At 38.0% G+C, this 14,669-nt stretch carries 19 protein-coding genes; 8 read left to right on the top strand and 11 right to left on the bottom strand.

Annotated elements, in window-relative coordinates; all coding sequences use genetic code 11:
- Positions 1-118: 118 nt before the first annotated feature.
- Positions 119-307: a YlaF family protein gene (locus HOO54_RS09360; RefSeq protein WP_172294577.1), complete on the top strand. Its 189-nt coding sequence runs from the start codon at positions 119-121 to the stop codon at positions 305-307.
- A gap of 61 nt (positions 308-368) precedes the next feature.
- On the opposite strand, the gene HOO54_RS09355 is transcribed toward HOO54_RS09360, so the two are convergent.
- The 3 genes from HOO54_RS09355 to HOO54_RS09345 all read right to left on the bottom strand — a co-directional run bounded on the left by HOO54_RS09355 (position 369) and on the right by HOO54_RS09345 (position 1,850).
- The gene (locus tag HOO54_RS09355) at positions 369-557 is read right to left on the bottom strand and encodes a hypothetical protein (protein WP_172294575.1); all 189 of its coding nucleotides are present in this window, start codon (positions 555-557) and stop codon (positions 369-371) included.
- A 174-nt stretch (positions 558-731) separates the two neighbouring features.
- Positions 732-1,526, bottom strand: a complete 795-nt coding sequence (locus tag HOO54_RS09350) for an inositol monophosphatase family protein (RefSeq protein WP_172294574.1) — start codon at positions 1,524-1,526, stop codon at positions 732-734.
- Between the two features lie 108 nt (positions 1,527-1,634).
- Positions 1,635-1,850: a hypothetical protein gene (locus tag HOO54_RS09345; RefSeq protein WP_172294573.1), complete on the bottom strand. Its 216-nt coding sequence runs from the start codon at positions 1,848-1,850 to the stop codon at positions 1,635-1,637.
- A gap of 236 nt (positions 1,851-2,086) precedes the next feature.
- On the opposite strand from HOO54_RS09345, the gene HOO54_RS09340 reads away from it, so the two are divergent.
- On the top strand, positions 2,087-2,731 hold the full coding sequence (locus HOO54_RS09340) for a YktB family protein (RefSeq protein WP_172294572.1): 645 nt from the start codon (positions 2,087-2,089) through the stop codon (positions 2,729-2,731).
- A 15-nt stretch (positions 2,732-2,746) separates the two neighbouring features.
- Here the strand turns inward: HOO54_RS09340 and HOO54_RS09335 are convergent, their stop codons facing one another.
- Complete coding sequence (locus HOO54_RS09335) at positions 2,747-3,019, bottom strand: UPF0223 family protein (protein WP_172294571.1); 273 nt, start codon at positions 3,017-3,019, stop codon at positions 2,747-2,749.
- A 201-nt stretch (positions 3,020-3,220) separates the two neighbouring features.
- Here HOO54_RS09335 and HOO54_RS09330 point away from each other — a divergent pair, with 201 nt between their 5' ends.
- Complete coding sequence (locus HOO54_RS09330) at positions 3,221-4,693, top strand: aminotransferase class I/II-fold pyridoxal phosphate-dependent enzyme (protein WP_172294570.1); 1,473 nt, start codon at positions 3,221-3,223, stop codon at positions 4,691-4,693.
- A 43-nt stretch (positions 4,694-4,736) separates the two neighbouring features.
- Here HOO54_RS09330 and HOO54_RS09325 read toward each other — a convergent pair whose 3' ends face one another.
- Positions 4,737-4,856: a GapA-binding peptide SR1P gene (locus tag HOO54_RS09325; protein ID WP_172294569.1), complete on the bottom strand. Its 120-nt coding sequence runs from the start codon at positions 4,854-4,856 to the stop codon at positions 4,737-4,739.
- A 563-nt stretch (positions 4,857-5,419) separates the two neighbouring features.
- Between HOO54_RS09325 and HOO54_RS09320 the strand changes: the two genes are divergently transcribed.
- Together HOO54_RS09320 and HOO54_RS09315 are read left to right on the top strand one after the other, a co-directional pair.
- Positions 5,420-5,590, top strand: coding sequence for a hypothetical protein (locus tag HOO54_RS09320; RefSeq protein WP_172294568.1), 171 nt, complete (start codon positions 5,420-5,422; stop codon positions 5,588-5,590).
- Between the two features lie 461 nt (positions 5,591-6,051).
- Positions 6,052-6,354, top strand: coding sequence for a hypothetical protein (locus tag HOO54_RS09315; protein WP_253907647.1), 303 nt, complete (start codon positions 6,052-6,054; stop codon positions 6,352-6,354).
- 57 nt (positions 6,355-6,411) lie between these two features.
- Here HOO54_RS09315 and lpdA read toward each other — a convergent pair whose 3' ends face one another.
- The 5 genes from lpdA to HOO54_RS09290 form a co-directional block, all read right to left on the bottom strand.
- Positions 6,412-7,824, bottom strand: a complete 1,413-nt coding sequence (lpdA, locus tag HOO54_RS09310; RefSeq protein ID WP_172294565.1) for a dihydrolipoyl dehydrogenase — start codon at positions 7,822-7,824, stop codon at positions 6,412-6,414.
- A gap of 4 nt (positions 7,825-7,828) precedes the next feature.
- Positions 7,829-9,112 (bottom strand): dihydrolipoamide acetyltransferase family protein, encoded by a 1,284-nt coding sequence (locus HOO54_RS09305; protein WP_172294563.1) that lies wholly within the window; start codon positions 9,110-9,112, stop codon positions 7,829-7,831.
- 107 nt (positions 9,113-9,219) lie between these two features.
- A complete protein-coding gene (locus HOO54_RS09300; RefSeq protein WP_172294561.1) occupies positions 9,220-10,197 on the bottom strand; it encodes an alpha-ketoacid dehydrogenase subunit beta in 978 nt (325 codons plus the stop codon).
- A 3-nt stretch (positions 10,198-10,200) separates the two neighbouring features.
- Positions 10,201-11,316 (bottom strand): pyruvate dehydrogenase (acetyl-transferring) E1 component subunit alpha, encoded by a 1,116-nt coding sequence (gene pdhA, locus HOO54_RS09295; protein WP_172294559.1) that lies wholly within the window; start codon positions 11,314-11,316, stop codon positions 10,201-10,203.
- Positions 11,317-11,803: 487 nt separating this feature from the next.
- Complete coding sequence (locus tag HOO54_RS09290) at positions 11,804-12,478, bottom strand: YkyA family protein (RefSeq protein ID WP_172294557.1); 675 nt, start codon at positions 12,476-12,478, stop codon at positions 11,804-11,806.
- A 213-nt stretch (positions 12,479-12,691) separates the two neighbouring features.
- Between HOO54_RS09290 and HOO54_RS09285 the strand changes: the two genes are divergently transcribed.
- Both HOO54_RS09285 and def read left to right on the top strand, forming a co-directional pair.
- Positions 12,692-12,829 carry a YjcZ family sporulation protein gene (locus tag HOO54_RS09285; protein ID WP_172294555.1) on the top strand — a complete coding sequence of 46 codons (138 nt, stop codon included), beginning with the start codon at positions 12,692-12,694 and terminating at the stop codon, positions 12,827-12,829.
- 105 nt (positions 12,830-12,934) lie between these two features.
- Complete coding sequence (def, locus tag HOO54_RS09280; RefSeq protein ID WP_172294553.1) at positions 12,935-13,486, top strand: peptide deformylase; 552 nt, start codon at positions 12,935-12,937, stop codon at positions 13,484-13,486.
- 52 nt (positions 13,487-13,538) lie between these two features.
- Here the strand turns inward: def and HOO54_RS09275 are convergent, their stop codons facing one another.
- A complete protein-coding gene (locus tag HOO54_RS09275; RefSeq protein WP_309244903.1) occupies positions 13,539-13,847 on the bottom strand; it encodes an HAD hydrolase family protein in 309 nt (102 codons plus the stop codon).
- Between the two features lie 609 nt (positions 13,848-14,456).
- Here HOO54_RS09275 and HOO54_RS09270 point away from each other — a divergent pair.
- The gene (locus HOO54_RS09270; RefSeq protein WP_172294549.1) at positions 14,457-14,666 is read left to right on the top strand and encodes a DNA-dependent RNA polymerase subunit epsilon; all 210 of its coding nucleotides are present in this window, start codon (positions 14,457-14,459) and stop codon (positions 14,664-14,666) included.
- The last annotated feature ends 3 nt before the right edge of the window (positions 14,667-14,669 follow it).

The following is a 14,669-nucleotide window of genomic DNA, read 5'->3' as shown; positions in this document are numbered from 1 at the left end:
TATTATAACTGAGAATTGAAGTGATTTCAATTTGACAAAAATATTTAGTGCCGCCTTTCCATTTTGCATGATCTTCTGTAAACTTACAGTAGGATGTGAAAAAGGGGTTGGAAAGACAATGAAACAAATTAAATGGATCTTCTTACTAGTGGCTTTAGCAGCAGCAATCAGCATGATGCTAATTGGAGTTGCCATTGCTGAGAAAAATCTTCCCGGTGTGATCGGAGCCGTGATGATGTTCATCATCATGATGGGGATCGGTTTCAGCTTAAAAAAACGAATGCGTGATAAAGGTTTACTGGATTAGAAAAAAGCTCCTTTACAAATAAAGGGGCTGACCATCTCCATATAGGTTTGTTTCAGATTGACTAATCTTTTAACCAAAAATATAAAACGATAAGTCCCCATATTAGAATCCAAATATATGGCTGATCAATTAATAAGATGGCTAATGCCCCTATAGATATCAATGAAAAATCAAGTTTGTTCTCAATTCTTTTACTCATCATGACAAATATAACGATGTAAATGATAACAGCAATGAAAACAATCTCCACCAACATCCCCCACCAATGCTATTTTAAAGCTATGATATCATAGTTCTTCTTTGGTTAGAAGACTGGAGACATATAATAAAAGACCTCCAACAAAGTCATAAACGAGTGAGTTGGACAGTCTTTTTGACCCTATTTTTCGTTTTTGAGCATTTAAATATTCAATTTCTCGCGAGATTATTGCTCAGATAGGTAATTGCTTAAAATCGTTTGATGACAGTTAGGATTACCCGCCAAAACACTGGTGTTTTCCAAGAAATTTACCGATTTCCCATCTATGGCTGTATATATTCCACCGACTTCATTCAGAAGGATACATCCCGCAGCATAATCCCAGGGAGCAAGTCGCATCGTTACATAAACATCAAGTCTTCCTGCTGCAACATAAGCGAGTTCTAAAGCTGCTGATCCGTAAGAACGCGTCCCCCTGACCCGTTTAACAAGCGGAGACAAAACATTTTGATCAATTCGACTATTTTCTGTTATCCAAGTTGCATTAATCCCAAGAATTGCTTTTTCAAGTGGTACCCTTTTCATTTTCCCCAGCTCTGTATCATTCATATATGCGCCCTCTCCCTGAAACGCGTGATACAATTCATCATGGATGACATCATAAATAAGACCGATTTTACCGATGCCATTTTCAAAAATACCAATTGAAATTGCAAAATTACGTTTTTGATGAACGAAATTCATCGTTCCATCGATTGGATCAATCATCCAGACGATTCCATCTAATGAAGTGAGCTTGTCCCCTTGTCCTTCTTCACCAAGAATGTGATGATCGGGAAAAACCGACTGAATGTTATCAATCAAATATCGCTCGGTTTCCTTATCAATATTTGTGACTAGATCATTAGGATTTGATTTTGTTTCGATCGTCACTTCTTCTCTCATCGCTTCTTTTATTTTTTGCCCAGCTTCTTTCACCCATGTTTTTGCAAGTCGGTCAATTTCCTTCCAGTTTGTCATCATACAACCTCTTTTCTATGTATACTGATTTATTGATAGCATAATGATATTGGCCGAAAAAAAGCAAGAGAAATGAAAAAAGTCTGGCACTTAGATAAAAACGAACCATCAGCCAGGTTCGTTTTTAGTATGGTTTTTCTCTAGAAATCTGATCCATTCTTTTCTGAGTTGTTCCAGTTTGCGTTTACTTAATTCAATTTTGGTTTCATCATTTTGTTTCAAAGCTTCGAAAAGGATTGCTAATTCATAATCAACCTCAAGCCTTAAAACTGCCACACGATTATTTTTTTCTGCCTTTATCCCTTGTTTGACAAGTGGTCTCATTACATCTAGCCCCTTCCAGAGAAATTGATATTTAACAGATCATAATTCCCTCCGGCATATCCTTCATTATTTCTTATTCATATCGTATGAATCATAAAAACATTCGCAACACCATTATAAAAATTGTGTGATTTACCTATTGTTTACCTCAGAAAAGTGAAAAAGAAACATTATTTTTTAATTTGTTATGGTGCTATGATAAAATGATGAAGATTGATGGGACAAGGAGGAAAAAAATGAACAATTTGCGTTTCACCGAAGACGATTTCCATACATTTACAATAGAAGGTCTGGATGCGCGGATGAGTGTTTTAAAAGAAACCGTTCGCCCAAAGCTCCAAGCATTAGGCGAACATTTTGCCCCTGTTCTTTCCGTCCTTACTGGAGACGAAATGTTCGTTCATGTTGCAAAACATGCACGGCGTTCTGTCAACCCGCCTGATGATAGTTGGGTTGCTTTTGCAAACAATAAGAGAGGCTATAAAAAGCTTCCGCATTTTCAAATCGGGCTTTGGAAAACTCATGTGTTTGTTTGGTTTGCACTTATTTATGAAGCTCCACTTAAAGAAGAATATGGGAAACGGTTGCAAGAACATTTACAAGATATTAAAAACTTGATTCCAGATACATTTGTCTGGTCAGCCGACCACACAAAACCGGAAGCACACAAGCAGTCCGATATGAAGCCAGAGGAACTGATACAATTATTTGAACGACTTGAAAAGGTAAAAAAAGCGGAGGTGCTTTGCGGGATTCAGCTTTCAAGAGATCAAGTATTGCAAATGAGTTCAGACGATTTTCTTTCTCAGATCGAGGCAGCTTTCGAAAAACTCTCTTACCTTTATCAATTAATCAAAACGGCTGATATAAAAAAGGGATGAAAAAACCATCCCTTTTTATAATTTAATTTTATCGTCTTCAGTTTGTTCTTTCGCTTTTTTTACTGCTTGATAAGGAGAATATTCACTCGCTTCTTCAAACTGGTTGCAAAGTTTTTTTTCCTCTGCCTTACCAGGAACGATCTCTTTAAAGCGACGGTACGCACTCATCAGCACATCACGTTCTACTCCTTTTTCATAGGCACGTTCAATCGTTTGGAAAAATGCGATAACCTCTATCGCTTCTTCTGTACTCCAATCTTCATTCATCGGATATTGATATTCTTCCATTCAGACAACTCCTTCTGTCATTCGTTTTGTTAGTATTTGTGTTTGACTAAGCATCTATCCGAACCGATTTTCTTTACATTCCTTCTAGAACATAATATAATTCATTTGTTTTATGCCATCAAGAAAAACGTCAAATAACGAGATGATTTTTGATAAACAATAGAGTAAAGAAAAAACCATTTCATGAAGGTGGGAAATCAATTGCAGCAGCACGAAACACCCTTATTTACTGGACTAAAAAAACACGCCGCTAAAAACCCGATTCAATTTCATATCCCTGGTCATAAGAAAGGATCTGGAATGGAAGAAGAATTTAGAACATTTATTGGTGAGAATGCCTTAAGTATTGATTTAATTAACATTGAACCGCTCGATGATTTACATGCACCAAAAGGAATGATTAAAGAAGCACAAGACTTGGCGGCAAAAGCATTTGGAGCCGATCATACATTTTTTTCTGTACAAGGAACAAGCGGCGCCATTATGACGATGGTGATGGCTGTTTGTGGACCTGGAGACAAGATTCTGGTGCCGAGAAATGTACATAAATCAGTCATGACAGCGATTGTTTTTTCTGGAGCTGTTCCCGTTTTTATTCATCCGGAGATCGACAATGAATTGGGAATTTCCCATGGTATTACACCTGAGTCAGTTAAAAAAGCACTGGAAAAACACCCTGATGCAAAAGGGCTGCTCGTCATTAATCCAACTTACTTCGGCATTGCAGCTGACTTAAAAAGTATTGTTGAGCTTGCCCATTCATTTGATGTCCCTGTATTGGTCGATGAGGCGCACGGTGTTCATATTCATTTTCACGAAGAGTTACCTCTTTCAGCTATGCAAGCTGGAGCAGATTTGGCAGCAACGAGTGTACACAAACTTGGCAGCTCGCTAACACAAAGCTCAGTCCTTAATATGAAAGAAGGCCTCGTTTCTAAAGAGAGAGTTCAATCGATTTTTAGTATGCTAACGACAACATCAACTTCATACTTACTGCTCGCTTCCCTTGATGTCGCCAGAAAACACTTGGCAACAAAAGGACATGATTTAATTGAAGGAACGATACGACTCGCCAATCAAACACGGGAACGTATTAACGAAATCAATGGGCTTTCCTGTGCTGGTGTAGATATACTTGGGTCAAAAGCCGCCTTTGATTATGATCCAACTAAATTAATTATTTCTGTGAAAAATCTTGGGTTAACAGGACATGATGTTGAAAAATGGCTTCGTGAGTCTTATCAAATTGAAGTAGAGCTTTCTGACTTATATAACATCCTTTGTATTTTTACACCAGGAGATCGTAAAGAAGATGCCGAGATCTTGGTCGAAGCCTTAGCAGACATCGCCCACCAGGTCGTTTTATCTGATATAGATCAGGACAAAACTGAGGTGTTGCTTCCAAATATACCGGCACTTGCGATGACACCGCGTGATGCATTTTATGCAAATACAGAAATCATTCCATTTAAAAAGGCAGCCGGGCGAATCATTGCTGAATTTGTTATGGTCTATCCACCAGGTATTCCAATCTTTATCCCCGGTGAGATTATTACCGAAGATAACATTCATTACATTGAAAAAAATCTGGAAGCTGGTCTGCCAGTTAAGGGTCCTGAAGATGATACACTTCACATGATCAGGGTCATCAAAGAACAGCAGGCGATTCAGTAAAAAAGCATGCGGTCTGTAAAACGACCGCATGCTTTTTTCACTATTATGCTTCATCCTCGAGCTCACATTGACATTGCCCACATGTACCATAAAGGATTGTCACTTTTTCATCTTCAAAATGATGAATTGGTTCGTTACAATCTTGGCAAACAATCGTTCCCATCTCACATTCCCCTTTTCTTTTCAAAATGGAAGCGTTTTATTTAACTACTATTATAATATGATGTCACATTTGTGTTGTCAACGGCAAATTGTATGACACAATTATTTTTTTATATGAATGATTGACTGAATCATTAAAATAATAAAAGTGATGATGACAAATGTAAAACTGAATATTTCTTGCTTGATTAAGCAGATCAGAAAATTCTCAGGTCTCAAAAAGACAACTTGCCGCTGGAATAGATGACAAGAGTTGGGTTCATTCATTAATCAACAACTATCGTAAAAAATTTTACTGGCATAGTTTTTCCGCTGCTCATCATGTAAACAGTCTCAATTGCAGAGAAAAAACGAGTTGAATCTTTTTTACACATTAGGTCATTTCACTTATCATTTATGGTAATCTATTAATTGTTAAATACATAATTAACGTGAAACTTTAAACCCTGTTTAGGACCTTATGACTCTAAGAATTCTTTTTCTGATATGAGTTTTCGGAATAGAGCAAATGTAAAATGGTTTATGCGATTGAGTTATCATATTATAACAGAGGGGCTGGTGAGGATGTCTTTATTAACAATCATTGAAGTCATCACTTTATTAACTATACTCGGTTTATTTGCATGGACTTTTACTGGCAAAGAACATGAAGGTACAGATTTAAAGTATGGCAGGTATATGATTTATTTACTTATGGCCGAAGTCACTTTACATGTTCTATTTCATTACATTTGATTTACAACAAACTCCCCGCAGGGGGCTTTAATGAGGCTTAGAATGGTGCACCTTTGTATTCAGTACAGAGTTAACCTGTACCATTTGTCCACATCTTTTGGAAGTGTAAAACTAAACTGTGTAAATGAGGGGAGCGTACAGCTCCTACTTTTCAGTTTAGTTTTTTATTTTGTACTAAAGATTTGAACAAATAAGGAGAGCAACTGGGGAACGTTTCTAAAAATACTTACCTATAACCCTATAAAATATTGAGAAATTTGACGAATGTTATCATTTATGTAACAAATGGGTAACAAACGAAAGTTTTTACTTTTCTCATGATAAAATAGGAATAGCTTACTAAATGAAGACACTTTTTATGCCACAGGAGTTGCATTTTTATAGAGAGGTGAAGAGTTTTCATGTTATTCCGTGCTATTTTCACCGTCAGTTGTATCTTTTTTCTAATGAGCGGCTGTTCCATGACAGAACAAAATAGCAAAGATACCAATCAACAGAACATTAGGCTCCTGTTTTTTTCTGATGATGATCATATTGAACGGGAAGTTACTTATTATGATGCTCTTCTAGAATTAAAAAAGAAACATCCCAAACAGGTTGCAAATATGAATATTTTAAATAAAAAAGGAAAATGGAAAAAAGAAGTGAATACATTTCCTTGTTTATTGCTCATTGATAATAAAAAAGTACTGGTTAAAATTGAAGGAAAGATAAGAAATAAAGAAAAGATCTTAAATTCTCTTGAAAAAAAATTGAATAAATGATCCTATAAAAAACCCGCACCTCTGATTGTCATGATCACAATCAGAGTGCGGTTTTTCTTATTTTACAACATGAACCGGCATTCCAATTGCCACTTCAGCTGCTTCCATTGTAATTTCTCCCAATGTTGGGTGAGCGTGAATCGTCATTGCAATATCTTCAGCAGTCATGCCTGCTTCAATGGCCAAGCTAAGTTCTGAAATCATATCAGAAGCACTCGCACCTGCGATTTGCGCCCCGATAACAAGTCCGTCTTCTTTGCGTGTCACAAGTTTAAGGAAACCGTCAGTTTCATTTAATGATAGTGCACGACCGTTTGCAGCAAATGGGAATTTAGCCGCAGTTACTTCAAGACCTTCTTCTTTAGCTTGTGCTTCAGTATAACCGACTGACGCAAGCTCAGGTTCTGAGAACACAACTGCAGGGATTCCAAGATAGTCAATTTCTGCAGGTTCTCCAGAAATGGCTTCCGCAGCGATTTTTCCTTCATAAGATGCTTTGTGCGCAAGCGGAGGACCGTCAATAATATCACCGATTGCATAAATGTTAGAAACACTTGTGCGGCATTGTTTATCGGTTTTAATGATACCCCGATCTGTCATTTCCACACCGACTTGCTCAAGCCCAAGCTCATCAGTATTTGGCACACGTCCGACTGTGACGAGTACATAATCGGCATCAATCGTTTTTTCTTCGCCTTTCACTTCAAACGTAACAGTGACACCGTCTGCTTTTTCTTCCACACCTTTTGCCATCGCTTTTGTATAAATTTCAACATTGCCTTTTTTCTTAAGATTACGTTTGACTAAAGAACTCATTTGTTTTTCAAAACCTGGCAGAATCTCGTCTCCGCCTTCAAGAATCACAATTTCAGTTTCAAAGTTTGCATATGCTGTTCCAAGTTCTGTTCCAATATACCCGCCGCCAATCACAACGAGCTTTTTAGGAATTTCTTTAAGAGCCAGTGCACCTGTTGAATTTAAGACACGCTCACTATATTTAAAGCTCGGTAATTCAATTGGACGGGAACCGGTCGCGATGATTGCGTTTTTGAATGTGTAGGTTTGAGCTGAGTTCTCATCCATCACACGAATAGACTGATTGTCTACAAAATACGCTTCACCTTTGACGATATCGACTTTGTTGCCTTTTAAAAGACCTTCAACACCGCCAGTCAGCTTTTTCACGACAGAAGCTTTCCAGTCCTGAACTTTTGTAAAATCGACTTTTACATTTTCAGCTGTAATTCCCATATCTTCAGAGTGCTTTGCATTTTCATAGCGGTGACCCGCATTGATCAATGCTTTTGAAGGGATACAGCCAACATTCAGACAAACGCCGCCAAGGTTTGCTTTCTCAACTATTGTTACTTTTTGTCCGAGTTGAGCAGCACGAATGGCAGCTACATAGCCGCCTGGTCCTGAACCAATCACAAGAGTATCTGTTTCAATCGGGAAATCTCCTACTACCATTACATTACGCCTCCATTAAAATTAATTGTGGATCGTTTAGTAAACGCTTGATGTGGTTTAAAGCATTTTGTGCTGTGGCTCCGTCGATCATCCGGTGGTCAAAGCTTAAAGAAAGTGCCAGAACAGGTGCAGCGACAATTTCACCGTCACGAACAATCGCTTTTTCAGCAATACGACCAATTCCCAGGATGGCAACCTCAGGATGATTAATGACTGGTGTAAACCATTGCCCGCCTGCAGAACCGATATTTGTGATCGTGCAAGAAGCGCCTTTCATTTCAGCAGGAGCAAGTTTTCCTTCTCTCGCTTTTGTCGCAAGTTCATTAATTTCATTAGAAATTTCAAAAATGGCTTTGCGATCCGCATTTTTAACAACAGGCACAAGCAAGCCTTTTTCAGTGTCAGCAGCGATACCAATGTTGTAATAATGTTTTTGAATAATTTCGTCTGTGTTGTCATCAATTGATGTATTTAAGACAGGATATTTTTTAAGAGCTGATGTTAAAGCTTTCACTACATAAGGCAGATAAGTCAGCTTAATTCCCTGATCAGCCGCAACTTGTTTAAACTGTTTACGGTGAGCAACAAGGTTTGTCACATCGACTTCATCCATTAATGTAACATGTGGAGCCGTATGTTTTGAATTCACCATGGCTTTTGCAATGGCTTTGCGAATTCCGCTCATTTTTTCACGTGTTTCAGGGAATTCTCCTTCTGGTAATTGAACAGGAGCTGCTGGTTGTGCCGCTTCTTCTTTCTCCGCTGTTTGGCTATCAGTTGCTTCAGTTGCTCCACCGTTTACAAAGCTGTCGATATCTTCTTTCAGTACACGTCCATTTTTGCCTGAACCTGTAACTTTAGCAATATCTACTCCTTTTTCACGGGCATATTTACGAACAGAAGGCATTGCAATTACGCGTTTGTTTGAATCTGCATCCTCTTGGTCCTGTTCAGCTACTGGTTCTTTAGCCTCTTCTTTTGCTTGAGCTTGTTCATCGGAATTCGTATTGTCTGATTCTTCGCTTCCTTTAAATTGAAGATCTTCATATCCTGGTGCATCAAATGTAATAATGGTCTGTCCGACGGTTGCGACAGTTCCCTCATCAACTTTTAATTCTAATACTTTTCCTTTAACAGGTGAAGGAATTTCTACAACCGCTTTATCGTTTTGCACCTCTGCCAAAACATCATCCTCGTCAACCTCATCATTTGGTTTAACGAACCATTTAACAATTTCACCTTCGTGGATTCCTTCCCCGATATCGGGAAGTTTAAATTCAAATGCCACAGTTCTCGACCTCCTAAAATCTTTCAATAGTTGATTTAGCCGTTAGCCGGCAATTCATGAAATGAAGGAAAAAGATTGAGATAAACTCTTCCCTTTACAGGATAAGACTAAAAGTTTAATACTTTTTTGGCGGTTTCTAGTACATCTTTATAGTTTGGAAGCCACACGCTTTCCGCTTGTGAGAATGCAAATACTGTATCTGGTGCAGTCACTCGTAACACAGGAGCTTCAAGGCTTAAAATAGCACGGTCATTAATTTCTGCAACGACACTTGCTGCTACACCAGCCTGTTTTTGCGCTTCTTGAACAACGATTGCACGGCCTGTTTTTTCAACTGAAGCAATGATTGTCTCAACATCAAGCGGGCTTACTGTGCGAAGATCGACAACTTCAGCAGATACACCTTCTTTTTCAAGTTCTTCTGCTGCTTTTAGTGATTCATGTACCATTGCGCCATAGGTGATGATGGAAATGTCTGATCCTTCGCGTTTCACATCAGCTTTTCCAATTTCAATTGTATATTCTTCTTCAGGAACCTCCTGACGGAATGAACGATAGAGTTTCATGTGCTCAAGAAAAACAACTGGATCATTATCACGAATAGCGGAAATCAAAAGCCCTTTTGCATCATATGGAGTTGCAGGAATGACCACCTTAAGTCCCGGCTGCTGTGCAACAAGTCCTTCCAAACTGTCCGCATGAAGCTCAGGTGTGTGTACACCGCCACCAAATGGAGAACGAATCGTAACAGGAGAGTTCCAGCGTCCACCTGAACGATAGCGCATCCGTGCCATTTGTCCTGAAATTGAGTCCATCACTTCATAGACAAATCCGAAAAATTGAATTTCCATGACTGGACGAAAATGTTGCAAGCCTAATCCGAGTGCAAGGCCGCCAATACCAGATTCTGCGAGAGGTGTGTCAAAAACACGATCCTCGCCAAACTCTTTTTGCAACCCTTCAGTCGCACGGAACACACCGCCGTTAACACCAACGTCTTCCCCGAACACTAAGACATTTTCGTCGTTTTTTAGTTCTGTGCGTAACGCATCAGTGATTGCTTGAATCATTGTCATTTGCGCCATGGCTTATTTCGACTCCTTCTCTTTATAAATTTCCTTTTGCTCTGCCAGGTTGTAAGGAAGTTCTTCATACATAACGTCGATCAAGTCTGTTACTTTTTGTTTTGGTTCTTCATCAGCTTTTTTGATCGCCTGCTTAATCTCTTCTTTCGCTTCTTCAATAACCTTACTTTCTTCTTCTTCAGACCATAAACCTTTGTTTTCTAAAAACTTGCGGAACCGGACTAATGGATCTTTTTGTTCCCATTCATTCTCAATTTCTTTCGTGCGATATTTTGTTGGATCATCACCGGCCATTGTATGAGGACCATAACGGAAGCAAAGCGTTTCAATGAGTGTAGGTCCTTCACCGCTGACAGCACGTTCACGAGCTTCACGAGTTGCAGCATATACTGCCAAGGCATCCATTCCATCTACCTGAACACCAGCAATCCCGGCAGATGCTGCTTTCTGTGCAATAGTTTCAGCTGCTGATTGTTTTTCCACAGGTGTAGAAATCGCATAACGGTTGTTTTGTACAACAAAGATTGCCGGAGCATGATAAGCGCCAGCAAAGTTGATTCCTTCATAGAAATCCCCCTGAGAAGCACCGCCATCACCCGTATAAGTAATCGCAACAGCATTTTTGCCGCGTTTTTTCAAACCTAGTGCAACACCGGCTGTTTGAACGTATTGCGCACCGATAATAATTTGTGGTGAAAGCGCATTGACATCATCCGGCATTTGATTTCCACGAAAATGTCCACGAGAAAACAAAAATGCTTGGTAAAGTGGAAGACCGTGCCAAATCAACTGCGGAACATCACGGTAGCCAGGAAGTACGAAATCTTCTTTTTCCAGTGCAAAATGGCTAGCGACTTGAGAAGCTTCCTGACCGGCAGTTGGCGCATAAAAACCAAGGCGCCCCTGGCGATTCAAGGAAATTGAACGTTGATCTAAAATACGCGTATATACCATGCGACGCATTAATTCTTTCAATTGATCATCAGTTAAATCAGGCATTGCCGCTTCATTTACGACTTCGCCTTTTTCATTCAAAATTTGAAATGTTTCAAACTGCTTTTTAATGGCATCAAATTGCTTTTTGCTATCAATAATCGTCTTTTTTGTTTTTGCAGCCATCCAGAGTCACCTCTTCCTTTCTTTTGACAGTTATAGATGTACACCCTTATCTCAATAGGGTGTCCTTAAATTAAGGGCATAACTCGCATATTTCTAAGCGCATAATCTGTTCTCATTGTTGTCAAATTCATATGATGAAAAATACGAAAATCACCTAAAACTGTATCAATAAAAAACTTTAAAAAACTAATACAACTAGTTTCTTCAAGGCTAAGTTTACACTAGCAGATGAAACCCGTCAATTAATTTGTTCCTGAATTAAAAGAAATGTATTCGCTTCACTTGATTCAGAAACAATATTTCCCAAATGAACAAAACTGTATTAGTATAGTTATAAAACTGTATTATAATGAATGTGACAGAATCGTGAAAAAGATTGTTTTGAAACAGACAAAGCAATGAACAAAACTGCAATATATATGGGTTGTCTGTACGCTAATTCATCCCTAAAAAAAAGCTGTCGAGATGTCTCGACAGTCTAGAACGATCATTTGCTCTTTTCTTTTATGTTAAAGCCACGATCCTCATAAAAATCTTTTCTTGCCTTATTATATTTTGTTGTGTAATCATTAAATACTGCATTTTGCTTTAGCACTTCATTATATTTTTTATTTATACTTTTTAACTGTTCCTCTAAATCCGGTAATTTAACTTTCTTGTTTTGCATGAGCTTGTACAATTGTTTATCAAGATGGATCGCTTTTTGATAATTTTTATAAAACTGATCATAGGCTCTATACCGTTTTTCCATCGGAGAGATTAATTTTTTTGCTTTCTTTTTAACCTTTTGATCCTCTATTTCTTTAACCATTGATTGAGCTGTTTTAAATTCTTTTTTTGCTTTTTCGATACTTTCTTTTTCTAAGTTTAAGTGTTCTTGACGTTTTTTTGCGTGTTTAAGTGCCTGATTTGAAAGTTTAATGATTTGTCCAAAATCATCCATATTAAGCTTAATCATCTTTTTATACAACTTTCCTTCAGTTTGTTCTAAGGTTCTCAGAGATTTTTGCGCTTTTCGAAAGGGTTTTTCTAACTTAACGATCTTTTCCAGTGACTCATGAAGATTTTGAATAGGATCTTTTGACATACATCCTGTCAACAAAAACGCAACTGTGCATAAAACGGCAATACCGAATAATATATATTTTTCAAAAGATTTCATATAATATATACCTCCAATTCTTAGACAAATACACTTGGGACATGCTATTACAAAATGATTATGCGGCTCTTATTCAATTAGAACAACTTCCTCCTGAAATTTGCAAAAAATAGGCATTTAACTATACAACCTTTTCTTTTTTACATAATTTATATTAGACGCTATGCCTACCAAAGAAAGGCTTTGCGTAAAATAACGGAGGAGGTCTTCATTATGTACGGTTATTGCTGCCCTGGGTATGGGTATGGTGGATACGGATATGGCGGTTATGGATATGGCCGCACCTTTGCATTGATCGTTGTTTTATTTATATTGTTAATTATTGTAGGTGCTGCATATTTGGGCTGCTAGTCCATTTTAATGACCAGCCTAATGACGGCTGGTCATTTCTTCATGATTGCACGGCATGCGTAAAATCCGCTATACTTTACATATTAATGACTGGGAGTGAAGATGTTGATCACAATGGAAAACATTGTCCGCGACGGTCATCCTGCTTTAAGAACCGTCGCTGAAGAGGTTCAATTACCGGCAAATGAAACAGAAATCAAACAGCTGACTGAAATGATTGAGTTTGTTAAAAACAGTCAGAATCCTGAAATGGCACAGGAATATAATCTTCGGCCTGGAGTCGGGCTTGCCGCACCGCAAATTAATGTTAGCAAGCGAATGATTGCTGTTCATGTTGAAAGCAATGGAACGTTGTATAGCTATGCACTTTTTAACCCTAAGATCGTCAGCCATTCTGTCGAAAGAAGCTATTTGTCAAGTGGTGAAGGCTGCCTTTCTGTTGATGAACCGATTCCGGGATATGTCCCAAGGTACGCCAGAATTAGAGTAAAAGGAACGACTCTTGAAGGTGAACAGATTAATATTCGCTTAAGAGGATACCCCGCAATTGTTTTTCAACATGAAATCGATCATTTAAATGGAATCATGTTCTATGATCATATTAATAAAGAAAATCCGCTGAAAGAGCCTGAGAATGCAACTCCGGTAAATGTCTAGCCAATATGCTGTAAAAAAGACGGATCATACTTTTTTGATCCGCTTTTTCTGCTTATTTTAAAAGTCCGGGGGCTTCAACCGCATAAATAGTCCCGTCTTCATCAACAGGCTTCGTAACAAAATGAGCAACATCCTCCGAGTTCTCGTACAGCATTGCCCATATCTTTAGATCGTTTAAACCATCACCAAATACAACAGTACCTGTTATTTCAAACAAAAGTTTTTCAATGACTTTTTTAAGCCGTTCAACTTTTGAACCGCTAACTGGAAGAATATCGGTCAACCACCTATGCCAGCGAACGAAATCGAATTCACGAAAATGCCTATACATCATCTCTTCAGTTTTATCACAAAATAATATTAGAAACGGTCAAGTTTTGGGTGCTTCAATTTTAGGCTACCCACATGTATATAAGGATGATCAGCAACACCTGTACCCATCCCCTCTTCTCTCTTGTATAAAACATAAATGATTCAATACCGAGTTCTTCAGAGATTTCAGTAATCTTGAACAGGGATCATCCAGCTGCATGGTCCTTTTGGTGCTTTCGTGAATGTGTCATGATCATAAATGGTTCCGTCAACTATTCAAAAACTACGAATCCTTCTCCCTTAGCATTATTTTTTTCTCCATTTCATCATACAAAAGTATGTCAAATTAAAAAACCTTTTTACATCCACATACCAATAATATCCATGTAACAATCAACAATTTCATCATATACTATAAGTAAAGATAAAAGATCGAATTGGGACAAGTCAACGAAAGGAGGAACTCACAAATGCTTCGCCGCCTTCGAAAAAAATTAAAAAAACAATTGAATGGCATGATGCGTAGAAAGTCGATTGCTTAAGAAGGGACCTTCAACTGACTGAAGGGTCCTTTTTTTCTCAGATGCTTTTCTTATGAAGCAATTTCGCATATAATAGAAAGATGAGTCTAACAATCGGCAGTTAAGGAGAGATTTGGATGATATATAAGGTATTTTATCAAGCAAGTTCTGACGAAGTACCTGTTCGTGAAAAAACAGATACAATTTTTATGGAAGCCCAATCTGAACGTGAAGTCAGATCTAAATTAAAAAAATACAACTACAACATTGAATTTATACAGGAAGTTGATGATGTGTTTTTAGAATATGAAAAGCAAAGTGAAAATTTTAAAGTATTGGAGTTATGAATG

It is taken from the genome of Bacillus sp. WMMC1349 (assembly GCF_013155385.1).
In the GTDB taxonomy this organism is placed as follows: domain Bacteria; phylum Bacillota; class Bacilli; order Bacillales; family Bacillaceae; genus Bacillus.
Note: the sequence above shows the minus strand (reverse complement) of the source record. Positions and strands in the feature narration are given on the sequence as shown.

Coding starts and splice junctions, on each gene's coding strand:
- HOO54_RS09270 (WP_172294549.1), top strand. CDS start 14,457: ATGATATATAAGGTATTTTATCAAGCAAGTTCTGACGAAGTACCTGTT.
- HOO54_RS09290 (WP_172294557.1), bottom strand. CDS start 12,478: ATGAAATCTTTTGAAAAATATATATTATTCGGTATTGCCGTTTTATGC.
- HOO54_RS09325 (WP_172294569.1), bottom strand. CDS start 4,856: ATGGGAACGATTGTTTGCCAAGATTGTAACGAACCAATTCATCATTTT.
- HOO54_RS09335 (WP_172294571.1), bottom strand. CDS start 3,019: ATGGAAGAATATCAATATCCGATGAATGAAGATTGGAGTACAGAAGAA.
- HOO54_RS09320 (WP_172294568.1), top strand. CDS start 5,420: ATGTCTTTATTAACAATCATTGAAGTCATCACTTTATTAACTATACTC.
- HOO54_RS09345 (WP_172294573.1), bottom strand. CDS start 1,850: ATGAGACCACTTGTCAAACAAGGGATAAAGGCAGAAAAAAATAATCGT.
- lpdA (WP_172294565.1), bottom strand. CDS start 7,824: ATGGTAGTAGGAGATTTCCCGATTGAAACAGATACTCTTGTGATTGGT.
- HOO54_RS09300 (WP_172294561.1), bottom strand. CDS start 10,197: ATGGCGCAAATGACAATGATTCAAGCAATCACTGATGCGTTACGCACA.
- HOO54_RS09350 (WP_172294574.1), bottom strand. CDS start 1,526: ATGACAAACTGGAAGGAAATTGACCGACTTGCAAAAACATGGGTGAAA.
- HOO54_RS09340 (WP_172294572.1), top strand. CDS start 2,087: ATGAACAATTTGCGTTTCACCGAAGACGATTTCCATACATTTACAATA.
- HOO54_RS09315 (WP_253907647.1), top strand. CDS start 6,052: ATGACAGAACAAAATAGCAAAGATACCAATCAACAGAACATTAGGCTC.
- HOO54_RS09360 (WP_172294577.1), top strand. CDS start 119: ATGAAACAAATTAAATGGATCTTCTTACTAGTGGCTTTAGCAGCAGCA.
- pdhA (WP_172294559.1), bottom strand. CDS start 11,316: ATGGCTGCAAAAACAAAAAAGACGATTATTGATAGCAAAAAGCAATTT.
- HOO54_RS09285 (WP_172294555.1), top strand. CDS start 12,692: ATGTACGGTTATTGCTGCCCTGGGTATGGGTATGGTGGATACGGATAT.